Here is an 11,274-nt window from a genome sequence, read left to right on the forward strand (position 1 = left end):
AGGCTATGCCGGTGCCGCCGAGGCCATCGCCGCCGCCGACCTGACCGAGACCTCCCGCCGCCTGAGCGTGCCGGCACTGGTGCTGGTGGGCGATGGCGATCAGGCGACGCCGCTGGCCAGCGCCGAGGCGCTGCGCGACGCCATCCCCGGCGCGCGGCTGGAGGTGATCCCCGACACCGCCCATATCCCGACCATGGAGCGCCCGGAGGCGGTGGTCGCGGCGATGCGTGACTTCCTCACCGCCCAGGCGCCGGTCGCGGCGGGCGACGCCTATGCTGCCGGGCTGGCGGTGCGGAAAGCCGTGCTGGGCGAGGCGCATGTCGCCCGTGCCGGCGCCGCGGTGACGCCGCTGGACCAGCCCTTCCAGGACTACATCACCCGCAATGTCTGGGGTGGCATCTGGACCCGCCCGGGGCTACCACGGCACACGCGGTCCCTTCTCACCCTGGCCATGATGGCGGCGCTGGGACGGGAGGACGAGTTCGTCCTGCATGTGCGCGCCACGCGCAACACGGGCGTCTCTCCGGAGGAGATCGCGGAGGTCCTGCTGCAGGTGGGCGCCTATGCGGGCGTGCCGGCGGCCAATCATGCGCTGAAACTGGCCAAGAAGACCCTGAAGGAGATGGAGGAGGAGACGCGATGAGCCGCGCGGCGACGCAAGGGGTGCCCCGGGCATGAGCGTCAACCCCGCCGACAGCGTGGTCTTCGGCACCCTCTATGGCAGCGAGGCGATGCGCGAGGCGGCGGGCGACCGCGCCTGGCTGCAGCGCATGCTGGACGTGGAGGCGGCGCTGGCCCGGGTCGAGGCCCGGCTGGGCCTGATCCCGGCGGAAGCCGCGCCCGCCATCACCGCGGCGGCGCGGGCGGGAAAGCTCGACATGACCGCGCTCGCCATCTCCACCCGCAACACCGGTTATCCGGTGGTGGGGCTGGTGAAGCAGCTTTCCCAGGCCGCCGGGCCGGAAGCCGGGCGCTGGACCCATTGGGGCGCCACCACCCAGGATATCCTCGACACCGCCACGGTGCTGGTGATCCGCGACGCGCTGGCGATCATCGAGCGGGACCTGGACCGGGTCTGCGCCGCGCTGGCGGCGCGGGCGGAGGAGCATCGCGGCACGGTGATGGCCGGGCGCACGCATCTCCAGCATGCCCTGCCGGTGACCTTCGGCTACAAATGCGCCGTCTGGCTCTCGCCCCTGCTGCGGATGCGGGAGCGCTTGGCGGAGCTGCGGCCGCGCGTGCTGCGGGTGGAGTTCGGCGGCGCGGTCGGCACGCTGGCCTCGCTGGGCGACCGCGGGGCGGAGGTGCTGGCCGGGCTGGCGCGGGAGCTGGACCTCGCCGAGCCGGAGATCCCCTGGCATGTCGCGCATGACGGCTTCGCCGAGCTGGTCTCCTGGTGCGGGCTGCTGACCGGCTCGCTCAGCAAGTTCGCCACCGACGTCATGCTGTTGATGCAGACCGAGGTGGCCGAGGTGGCCGAGCCGCATGCCCCCGGGCGTGGCGGCTCCTCCACCATGCCGCAGAAGCGCAACCCGATCGCCTGCGAATACGTGATCGCCCAGGCGCGCGGGGTGGGCGCGCTGGTGCCGCAGATGCTGGCGGCCCTGCCGCACGACCAGGAACGCGGCACCGGCCCCTGGCAGGCCGAGCCGCTGGCGATCTTCCAGAGCCTGCTGCTGACGCATGGCGCGCTGGAGCAGGCCGTGCTGGTGGCCGAGGGGATGACGGTGGATGCCGCACGCATGCGCCGCAACCTCGACAGCACCGGCGGGCTGATCATGGCCGAGGCGGTGATGATGGGCCTCGCCCCCGTGCTGGGGCGCGAGCAGGCGCACCATGCCGTCCACCATGCCTGCGACGTGGCGCTGAAGGAGGGTGTCCCCCTCGCCGAGGCGCTGTCGCGGGAGGAGGAGGTGTCCTCCCGCCTCGACAGGGAGAAGATCGAGGCCCTTACCGATCCGGCTGGCTATCTGGGCGCGGCCAGCCTCTTCATCGACCGGGTGCTGCAGCAGGCGGCGACCCTTCCGCGCCGCAACGGGAAGACCGCATGATCAACAAATTCGTCCGCTCGATCGCGGAGGCGCTGGAAGGGGTGAAGGACGGGTCCACCGTGCTGATCGGTGGCTTCGGCCCGGTGGGACAGCCCAATGCCCTGATCGAAGGACTGGCGGAGCAGGGGGCGAAGGACCTCACCGTCGTCGCCAACAACGCGGGCACCGGGCGCACCGGCCTGGCGAAGCTGATGGAGCTGGGGCGGGTGCGCAAGATCGTCTGCTCCTTCCCGCGCTCCTCCGGCTCGGTGGTCTTCGAGGAGCTGTACAAGGCCGGAAAGATCGAGCTGGAGATCGTGCCTCAGGGCACGCTGGCGGAGCGGATGCGTGCCGCGGGCGCGGGCGTGCCGGCCTTCTTCACCCCGACCGGTGCCAACACGCTGCTGGCCAAGGGCAAGGAGGTGCGCGAGTACAATGGCCGCCCCTGCATCCTGGAGGAGGCCCTGCCGGGCGACGTCGCGCTGGTCGAGGCCTGGCGGGCGGACCGCTGGGGCAACCTCGTCTATCGGGAGTCCGGCCGGAACTTCAATCCGGTGATGGCCATGGCGGGCAAATGCACCGTCGTGCAGACCCAGCATCTCTGCGAGGATGAGCGGGGACTGGACCCGGAGACCATCGTCACGCCCGGCATCTTCACCGACCGCGTGGTGCATGTTCCCTACGGCGATCCCCAGAGCTGAGGCGGAGGAGCGAGACATGTCGGAGACGGTGAACTTCAGGCCGCTCAGCCGCCCGCAGATGGCGGCGCGCGTGGCAAAGGACATTCCCGAGGGCTGGTACGTCAACCTGGGCATCGGCGTGCCGACCCTGGTGGCCGACCAGATCCCGGCGGGCCATGAGGTGGTGATCCATTCCGAGAACGGGCTGCTGGGCATGGGCCCGGCGCCGGAGGAAGGCAAGGTCGATCCCTGGCTGATCAACGCCGGCAAGCAGCATGTGACGCTGACCCCGGGCGGCAGCTTCTTCCACCACGCGGACAGTTTCTCGATCATCCGGGGCGGGCACCTGGACCTCTGCGTGCTCGGCGCCTTCGAGGTGGCGCAGAACGGCGACATCGCCAACTGGGCGACCTCGGCCAATGACAGCGCCCCCGCCGTGGGCGGGGCCATGGACCTCTCGGTGGGCGCCAAGCGCCTCTGGGTGGTGATGGAGCACACCACCAAGGACGGCAGGCCGCGGCTGGTGGAGGAATGCTCCTATCCGTTGACCGCCGGGCGCGCGGTGACGCGGGTCTATACCAACCTCGCGGTGATCGACATCACGGAGCAGGGCTTCGTGGTGCGCGAGATGGTGCCGGGGCTGGATTTCGACACGCTGCAGGCGAAGACCGGCGCCCGGCTGCACCAGGCCGATTGAGAGGGGAGCGAACCATGGCTGACGCTTACATCTGCGACTTCGTCCGCACCCCGATCGGCCGCTATGCCGGCGCGCTGAAGGATGTGCGCCCGGACGACCTGCTGGCCCACACCTTCCGCGCCCTGGTGGAGCGCAACAAGGGCGTGGACTGGGCGGCGGTGGACGACTGCTATGTCGGCTGCGCCAACCAGGCGGGCGAGGACAACCGCGACGTGGCCCGCATGGCGGTGCTGCTGGCCGGGCTGCCGGTGGCGGTGCCGGGCTCGACGCTGAACCGGCTCTGCGGCTCGGGCCTCGATGCCGTGGGCACGGCGGCGCGCATGATCCGCTCGGGCGACGCGGAGCTGGTGATCGCCGGCGGCGTGGAAAGCATGACCCGCGCGCCCTTCGTGATGGGCAAGGCGGCGACGGCCTTCTCGCGCGAGGCGAGGATCGAGGACACCACCATCGGCTGGCGCTTCGTCAATCCGATGATGAAGAAGACCTACGGCACGGATTCCATGCCCGAGACGGGCGAGAACGTGGCGGAGCAGTTCGGCATCTCGCGCGAGGACCAGGACGTCTTCGCCTATCGCTCGCAGCAGAAGGCCAAGGCGGCGCAGGAGGCGGGATTCTTCGCCCGCGAGATCGTCCCCGTCACCATCCCCGGCCGCAAGGGCGACACGGTGGTGGAGGTGGACGAGCACCCGCGCCCCGAGACGACGCTGGAGGGCCTGGCCAAGCTCAAGACCCCCTTCCGCACCCCCGGCACGGTCACGGCGGGCAATGCCTCGGGTGTCAATGACGGCGCCGCGGCGCTGATCATCGCCAGCGAGGCGGCGGCCCGGAAATACGGCCTCACGCCGCGCGCCCGGGTGGTGAGCATGGCCACGGCCGGTGTCGAGCCGCGCATCATGGGCTTCGGCCCGGCGCCTGCGACGAAGAAGCTGCTGGCCCGCACCGGCCTGTCGATCGGCGAGATCGACCTGATCGAGCTGAACGAGGCCTTCGCCAGTCAGGCGCTGGCGGTGACGCGCGACCTGGGCCTGCCGGACGACGCGCCGCAGGTGAACCCGCATGGCGGCGCCATCGCGCTGGGCCATCCGCTGGGCGCATCGGGCGCGCGCATCGCGCTGACCTCGGTGAACGCACTGGAGACGCTGGGCGGCAAGCGCGCCATCGCCACCATGTGCATCGGCGTCGGCCAGGGCATCGCGGCCCTGATCGAGCGCGTCTGAGACGGACGGCAGGACCGGGGAGGAAACGGAACCATGGGCGAGCCCTGCATCATCAGCGTGGCCATCACCGGCTCGGTGCCGCGCAAGAAGGACAACCCCGCCGTTCCGATCACCATCCCGGAACAGGTGGAATCCACCCAGGCCGCCTATGAGGCCGGGGCCGCCCTGGTCCATGTCCATGTCCGCAATGCCGATGAGAGCTCCTCCTCCGACCCGGAGAAGTTCGCGGCCTTGCAGGAGGGCATCCGCAAGCACTGCCCGGACATCATCATCCAGTTCTCGACCGGCGGGCGCGGCCGCTCGCTGGACCAGCGCGGGGCGATGCTCTACCTGAAGCCGGACATGGCCTCGCTGGCCACCGGCTCGGTGAACTTCCCCACCATCGTCTACGAGAACCCGCCCGACTTCGTGCGCCACCTCGCGCAGCAGATGCTGGACTACGGCATCAAGCCGGAGATCGAGGCCTTCGACCTCGCCATGCTCTACAACACGGTGGACATGGTGAACCAGGGGCTGCTGAAGCCGCCGCCGCATGTGCAGTTCGTGCTCGGCGTGAAGCACGCCCTGCCGGCGAAGCGCGACATCCTGGAGTTCGAGGTCCGGAAGCTGCGGGAGATGCTGCCCGACGCCACCTGGACCGCCGCCGGCATCGGCCGCCACCAGCTGGAGGTCAACCACTGGGCGCTGGAGATGGGTGGCCATGTCCGCACCGGGCTGGAGGACAATATCCGCTGGGACAGGAACACCCTGGCGGAAAGCAATGCCCAGCTCGTGAAGCGGGTGGCGGAACTGTGCGCGCGGTACGACCGGCCGGTCGCGACGGCGCGGCAGGCCCGTGACATGCTGGGGATCCCGCAGGTCCCTGCCTCCTGACCTGAGGCTTACCGACCCGAGCATCCGGAAGACCGCCATGCTGCCCACGAAGTCGCGCTTCGCGCGCTCGATCGCCACGGTCTCGCTGAGCGGAAACCTGCTCGACAAGCTGGAGGCGGCGGCCGCGGCAGGCTTCGACGGGGTGGAGATCTTCGAGAACGACCTCCTCACCTTCGAGGGCACGCCCGCCGATGTGCGCAAGGCGGCGCGCGACCTGGGGCTGGCGATCGCCATCTTCCAGCCCTTCCGCGACTTCGAGGCCATGCCGGAGCCGCAGCGCGCCCGCAACATGGACCGCGCCGAGCGCAAGTTCGACGTGATGCAGGCGCTGGGCACCGACCTGCTGCTGGTCTGCTCCAACACGCAGCCGCACAGCCTGGACGACGATGCACGGGCCGCCGCCGACCTGCGGGAGATGGCGGAGCGGGCGGCGAAGCGCGGCCTGCGCGTCGGCTTCGAGGCCCTGGCCTGGGGCCAGAACATCCGGCGCTGGAGCCATGCCTGGAAGATCGTGCAGCAGGCGGGCCACCCTGGCCTGGGGCTGATCCTCGACAGCTTCCACACCCTGTCCCTGGGCGACGACCCTTCCGGCATCGCCCAGGTGCCCGGCGATCGCATCTTCTTCGTGCAGCTTGCCGACGCGCCGAAGCTGACCATGGACGTGCTGTCCTGGAGCCGGCACTTCCGCAACTTCCCCGGCCAGGGCGACCTGCCGGTGGAGGATTTCACCCGCGCGGTGGTGGCCTCCGGCTATCGCGGCCCCTTGTCGCTGGAAATCTTCAACGACGATTTCCGCACCCTTCCGGCCCGTGCCACGGCGCGCGACGGGCTGCGCTCGCTGATCTTCACCGAATCCCGCACCGGCGTGCTGGACCTGCCGCCGCCGCCGGTGGCGGAGCGGGTGGAGTTCCTGGAATTCGCGGTGGACGAGGGTGCGCGGCGCAAGCTCGCCACCTATCTGGAACGCATCGGCTTCCGCCGCGTCGGACGGCACCGCAGCAAGGATGTGGACCTCTACCGCCAGAGCGATGTTTCCCTGGTGCTGAACAGCGAGCAGGATAGCGCCGCCTCCGAGCATTTCCAGCTCCACGGTCCCTCGGTCTGCGCCTTCGCCGTGCGGGTGGACGATGTGGAGCAGACCCTGACGCGCGCCCGCAAGCTGCTCTGCTCCGACTGGCAGGAGCACCGGGGCGAGGGCGAACTGCCGATCTCGGGCATCCGCAACACGGACGGCACGCTGATCCTGCTGGCCGAGGCGCCGCGGCCGGGGAAAAGCTGCTGGCAGGACGATTTCGCCATGCTGGAGGAAGGCGTGGTGGCTGGCGACAGCGGCTTCGCCGGCATCGACCATGTCGCGCTCGCCCTGCCCAACGGCACGATGGATTCCGCCGTCCTGTTCTGGCGCAGTGTCTTCGGGCTGGAGCCGCAGTCGATCTGGGACCTCGCCGATCCGCAGGGGTTGGTGCGCAGCCGCGCCGTGGTGTCCGGCAACGGCGCGCTGCGCCTGCCGCTGAACATCTCGGAGGGGCAGAAGACCTCCACCGGCCGCTTCGTCACCGCCTTCGCCGGGGCGGGCGTGCACCACATCGCTTTCGACACGGCCGACATCTTCGCCAGCGTTCGGGACGTGCGCCGGCGCGGGGCGGAAACCCTGTCGGTGCCGGCGAACTACTACGACGACCTGCAGGCGAAATGGGGACTGGACGACGATTTCCTGCGCAGGCTGCAGCAGCATGACGTGCTTTACGACCGTGATGCGGGGGGCGAGCTGCTGCATTTCTACCTGCGCGCCTTCGAGCACCGCTTCTTCTTCGAGATGATCGAGCGCCGCGGCGCCACCGGCTTCGGCGCGGCCAATGCCACGGTGCGCATGGCGGCACAGGCCAAGCGGGGCTGATCCGGCACGCCTTGTCGGCGCCGCGTCACGGCAGCTTCACGCCGGGGCCGGGCAGGCCGCGCTAGAAAGGCGGTTGTCCCGCAGGAGATGCCGCATGTCCGACGATCCCGCCCGGTCTTCCGAAGCTGCAGGGCAGCCAATCCCCGAGGAGGACCGGCCGGTGGACGTGCCGGCCCTGCATGCCGAGATCCGGGCTCTGCTGAAGGCGGTGCGCGAGGAAGGGCGCGGCTTGGTGCGGCAATGGGAGGGCTCGCTCCACCAGCCCGACTTCCGGCCAGGCGCGGAGAACCTCGCCTGCTATCTGGCGCTGCGGCACCGGGACCTGCGGCCCTTGCAGCGGCCGCTGATGCTGCTGGGCCTTTCCTCGCTGGGCCGGCTGGAAAGCCGCGTGCTGCCCGTGCTGGAAAGTGTGGAGCGTGCCCTGGCGGCCCTGGCCGGGCGGCCGCCCGAGGAGCCACTGGTGTCGCCCGCCGCCTTCTTCGACGGGGAGCGCCACCTCGCGGAACGGACGCGGATGGTGCTGGGCCCGGCCTCGCCGCAGCGGCCGGTGCATCTGCTGGTCACCTGCCCGAGCGAGGCCGCCGACGACCCCGCCTTCATGCGGAAGCTGGCGGAGCGTGGCGTGGAGGCGGTGCGGATCAACTGCGCCCATGACGGGCGAGAGGCCTGGCAGCGCATGATCGCGCATGTCCATGCGGCCGAGGCCGCCACCGGCCGGCGCATGAAGGTGATCATGGATCTGGGCGGACCGAAGATCCGCACCGGCGAGGTGCGGGTGGCCGGCGCGCACCGCGTGGCGGAAGGCGACCGGCTGGTCGTCACCCCGCCCGGCGGGATCGGGGCGGTGGCGCTGGAGGGGCCGCATGCGGCGGTGGAATGCACGCTGGGCGAGGTGCTGACCATGGTCCGGCCGGGAGAGCGGCTGTTCATCGACGACGGCAAGCTGGGCGCCAGCATCGAGCGGGTGGAGAGCTGGGGGCTGGTGGCGCGCGTCAGCACCGTGGCGGGCGGCAGCATGAAGCTGAAGGCGGAGAAGGGCATCAACTTCCCCGACACCGACCTGCACTGCGCCGCGCTGACCGACCAGGACCGGCAGGACCTGGACTTCGTCGCGCGGCATGCCGATGGCATCGGCTATTCCTTCGTGCAGTCGGCCCAGGACGTGGCCCTGCTCCAGGAGGAGCTGCAGCGCCGCCGGCCCGACGACTGGCGGAACCTGTCGCTGATCCTGAAGATCGAAACCACGCGGGCTGTCCGTGCCCTGCCGGCCATCCTGACGCGTGCCGCCGGGCAGCAGCCGACGGCGATCATGATCGCGCGTGGCGATCTGGCGGTGGAGATCGGCTTCGCCCGGATGGCGGAGATGCAGGAGGAGATCCTCTGGCTGGGCGAGGCCGCGCATGTACCGGTGATCTGGGCGACCCAGGTGCTGGAGCGGCTGATCAAGAAGGGCGCGCCCTCGCGCGGCGAGATGACCGACGCCGCGATGGCGGCGCGGGCCGAATGCGTCATGCTGAACAAGGGCCCCTACCTGCACCGCGCCATCGCCGAGCTGGACTCGCTGCTCGGGCGCATGGGCGAGCACCAGCACAAGAAGACCCCGCGCCTGCGCCGCCTGCGGAGCTGGTAGCGGGCGGCCTCCGGCCCCGGGGCAAAGCCCCCGGGGCCCCAGGATCCGGGAGCAGCGATCCAGGTGTTGTAATGTTATAACGTTCCGTATAAACCCCAGGTCGTGTTCCTCAGCGAGACCCTGACCGCGCCCGATGACGGCGCCCTCCGCATCCTGGCCGCCGCCGACCCTGGCGTGCTGATGGAGATCCGCCGGCCCGACGTGCCGCTCGCCATCTGGCAGCGCCCGCCGCCGGAACCCACCGGCCTGCAGGCCCTGCTGCGCCTCGCCCCCTTCCGCGTGGCGGTGGAGGAGGAGGCCGAGGACTGCGCCCTCCGCCTCGCCGCGAAGCTGCCGGCGCCGTTGCCGCCCGCCCTGCTGCGCGACATCCGCTGGCTGGCGGTCAGCTTCTCCGTGATCCTCGGCCGCAAGCGCATCCAGGCCCGGCTGGAAGGCGTCGCCGGCGATGCCTGCCGCCGCTTCCATGCCGATGCGGTGGGACTGCGCCTGCTCTGCACCTATGCCGGGGCGGGCACGGAATGGCTGCCCCTGTTCGGGGCGGAGGCCGCCCGTGCCCACGACCCGCGGCAGGGGCCCGTGCCCGTGCGCCTGGGCACCGGCGATGCCGCGATCCTCAAGGGCGATGCCCACCCCTCCGCGCCCGGCCGCGGGCTGGTGCACCGCTCCCCGCCGATGGACGGCCCGCCCGTGCCCCGGCTGCTCCTCTGCCTCGACGAAGCCGGACGGATTCCGCTGCATGACCATGCCCTCTGACACCCGTCTCCCCGTCACCGTGCTCTCCGGCTTCCTGGGCGCGGGCAAGACGACGCTGCTGAACCACATCCTCGCCAACCGCGAGGGCCAGCGCGTCGCCGTCATCGTCAACGACATGAGCGAGGTGAACATCGACGCCGCGCTGGTCGCCGGCGCGCCCTCGGCGGAGGGCGTGCTGACCCGCACCAGCGAGAAGCTGGTGGAGATGAGCAATGGCTGCATCTGCTGCACCCTGCGCGAGGACCTGATGGTGGAGGTCGCCCGCCTGGCGCGGGAAGGGCACTTCGACGCGCTGGTGATCGAGAGCACCGGCATCGCCGAGCCCATGCCGGTGGCGGCGACCTTCGACTTCCGCGACGAGGCGGGGCGCAGCCTGGGCGACCTGGCGCGGCTGGACACGATGGTGACCGTGGTCGATGGCCCGGCCTTCCTGCGCGACTACGGCTCCGCCGACACGCTGCGCGCCCGGGGGGAGGTGGCGGGCGAGGAGGACGACCGGCTGCTGGTGGACCTGCTGGTGGAGCAGGTCGAATTCGCCGACGTGCTGGTGATCAACAAGATAGACCGCATGAACGTGGCGGAGCGGGAGCGGCTGGCCGTGCTGCTCGCCACCTTCAACCCCGGGGCCGCCATCATCGCCGCCGACCACGGCCGCGTCGCGCTGTCCGAGGTGCTGGGCACGGGGCGCTTCGACTTCGCCCGGGCGCAGCGCGCGGCGGGCTGGGCCCAGGCCCTGGCGGGCGGGCACCTGCCGGAAAGCGAGGAGTTCGGCATCCGCTCCTTCGTCTGGCGGGCGCGGCAGCCGCTGCACCCGGCGCGGTGGAAGGCGTTCATCGAATCCGACCTGTCAGGGGTGGTGCGGGCCAAGGGCTTCTTCTGGCTGGCCACGCGCATGGACTGGGCCGGCTCCTGGCAGCTCGCCGGGCAGGTCGGGCGGCATGAGGCGGCGGGCTACTGGTTCGCGGCGGTGGACCACTCGCGCTGGCCGGACGATCCGCAATGGCGGGACGGCATCCGCGCCCAGTGGCGGGAGCCCTTCGGGGACCGGCGGCAGGAGGTGGTCTTCATCGGTGCCGGGATGGACGAGGCGGCGCTGCGCCGGCAGCTCGATGCCTGCCTGCTGACCGGGGCGGAGATGCGGGGTGGACCGCGCGCCTGGGCCCGGTTGCCGGACCCTTTCCCGGCCTGGGGGTGAGCGGCGTGCCGGGAAACGACAACACCGTCCGGGAAGCGGTCTGGCGCCGCTGGGATGGCGACGAATGGGCCTGCTTCGACGCCCTGCCGCCCGCCGTGCGGCGGCGGATGCAGGAGCATGCCTATGACGCCTGGGCGGTGAACGCGCATCTCCTCTGGCGCCTGTGGCGGCGGCGCCATGCCTCCTCGGAACGGGCGGAACGGCTGCTGCTGCGCCATCTCGACCGCTGCGAGGCGCTGGAGCGCGCGGCCTTCGATGCCTGTCTCTTGATCACATCTACGCACAGCTCCACCGTAAGGCGA

General features: G+C 71.1%; 11 protein-coding genes. All 11 read left to right on the forward strand.

Annotated elements, in window-relative coordinates; genetic code table 11:
* Nucleotides 1–643 (forward strand): 4-carboxymuconolactone decarboxylase (gene pcaC, locus ROTAS13_RS12115; protein ID WP_075822471.1); only part of this gene is annotated, 643 nt, incomplete at its 5' end.
* A 31-nt stretch (nucleotides 644–674) separates the two neighbouring features.
* Nucleotides 675–2,051, forward strand: coding sequence for a 3-carboxy-cis,cis-muconate cycloisomerase (gene pcaB, locus ROTAS13_RS12120; protein ID WP_019461702.1), 1,377 nt, complete (start codon nucleotides 675–677; stop codon nucleotides 2,049–2,051).
* Nucleotides 2,048–2,731: a 3-oxoacid CoA-transferase subunit A gene (locus ROTAS13_RS12125; protein ID WP_019461701.1), complete on the forward strand. Its 684-nt coding sequence runs from the start codon at nucleotides 2,048–2,050 to the stop codon at nucleotides 2,729–2,731. The genes pcaB and ROTAS13_RS12125 overlap by 4 nt, the downstream gene beginning before the upstream one ends.
* 16 nt (nucleotides 2,732–2,747) lie before the next feature.
* The gene (locus ROTAS13_RS12130; protein ID WP_019461700.1) at nucleotides 2,748–3,407 is read left to right on the forward strand and encodes a 3-oxoacid CoA-transferase subunit B; all 660 of its coding nucleotides are present in this window, start codon (nucleotides 2,748–2,750) and stop codon (nucleotides 3,405–3,407) included.
* Nucleotides 3,408–3,421: 14 nt separating this feature from the next.
* A complete protein-coding gene (gene pcaF, locus ROTAS13_RS12135) occupies nucleotides 3,422–4,624 on the forward strand; it encodes a 3-oxoadipyl-CoA thiolase (RefSeq protein ID WP_019461699.1) in 1,203 nt (400 codons plus the stop codon).
* 33 nt (nucleotides 4,625–4,657) lie between these two features.
* Nucleotides 4,658–5,497, forward strand: coding sequence for a 3-keto-5-aminohexanoate cleavage protein (locus tag ROTAS13_RS12140; RefSeq protein WP_075822472.1), 840 nt, complete (start codon nucleotides 4,658–4,660; stop codon nucleotides 5,495–5,497).
* 37 nt (nucleotides 5,498–5,534) lie between these two features.
* On the forward strand, nucleotides 5,535–7,394 hold the full coding sequence (locus ROTAS13_RS12145) for a bifunctional sugar phosphate isomerase/epimerase/4-hydroxyphenylpyruvate dioxygenase family protein (RefSeq protein ID WP_083755498.1): 1,860 nt from the start codon (nucleotides 5,535–5,537) through the stop codon (nucleotides 7,392–7,394).
* Between the two features lie 94 nt (nucleotides 7,395–7,488).
* Nucleotides 7,489–9,024, forward strand: a complete 1,536-nt coding sequence (locus tag ROTAS13_RS12150) for a pyruvate kinase (protein ID WP_083755499.1) — start codon at nucleotides 7,489–7,491, stop codon at nucleotides 9,022–9,024.
* Between the two features lie 102 nt (nucleotides 9,025–9,126).
* Nucleotides 9,127–9,777 carry a DUF1826 domain-containing protein gene (locus tag ROTAS13_RS12155; protein ID WP_075822473.1) on the forward strand — a complete coding sequence of 217 codons (651 nt, stop codon included), beginning with the start codon at nucleotides 9,127–9,129 and terminating at the stop codon, nucleotides 9,775–9,777.
* Nucleotides 9,761–10,972 carry a zinc metallochaperone GTPase ZigA gene (zigA, locus tag ROTAS13_RS12160; RefSeq protein WP_075822474.1) on the forward strand — a complete coding sequence of 404 codons (1,212 nt, stop codon included), beginning with the start codon at nucleotides 9,761–9,763 and terminating at the stop codon, nucleotides 10,970–10,972. Before ROTAS13_RS12155 ends, zigA begins: the two co-directional genes overlap by 17 nt.
* Nucleotides 10,973–10,977: 5 nt before the next feature.
* On the forward strand, nucleotides 10,978–11,274 hold a 297-nt coding region (locus ROTAS13_RS12165; RefSeq protein WP_253187669.1), incomplete at its 3' end, for a DUF6525 family protein.

The organism is Roseomonas sp. TAS13, from assembly GCF_001950415.1.
In the GTDB taxonomy this organism is placed as follows: domain Bacteria; phylum Pseudomonadota; class Alphaproteobacteria; order Acetobacterales; family Acetobacteraceae; genus Roseomonas; species Roseomonas mucosa.

Coding starts and splice junctions, on each gene's coding strand:
- ROTAS13_RS12145 (WP_083755498.1), top strand. CDS start 5,535: ATGCTGCCCACGAAGTCGCGCTTCGCGCGCTCGATCGCCACGGTCTCG.
- ROTAS13_RS12150 (WP_083755499.1), top strand. CDS start 7,489: ATGTCCGACGATCCCGCCCGGTCTTCCGAAGCTGCAGGGCAGCCAATC.
- pcaB (WP_019461702.1), top strand. CDS start 675: ATGAGCGTCAACCCCGCCGACAGCGTGGTCTTCGGCACCCTCTATGGC.
- pcaF (WP_019461699.1), top strand. CDS start 3,422: ATGGCTGACGCTTACATCTGCGACTTCGTCCGCACCCCGATCGGCCGC.
- zigA (WP_075822474.1), top strand. CDS start 9,761: ATGACCATGCCCTCTGACACCCGTCTCCCCGTCACCGTGCTCTCCGGC.
- ROTAS13_RS12140 (WP_075822472.1), top strand. CDS start 4,658: ATGGGCGAGCCCTGCATCATCAGCGTGGCCATCACCGGCTCGGTGCCG.
- ROTAS13_RS12125 (WP_019461701.1), top strand. CDS start 2,048: ATGATCAACAAATTCGTCCGCTCGATCGCGGAGGCGCTGGAAGGGGTG.
- ROTAS13_RS12130 (WP_019461700.1), top strand. CDS start 2,748: ATGTCGGAGACGGTGAACTTCAGGCCGCTCAGCCGCCCGCAGATGGCG.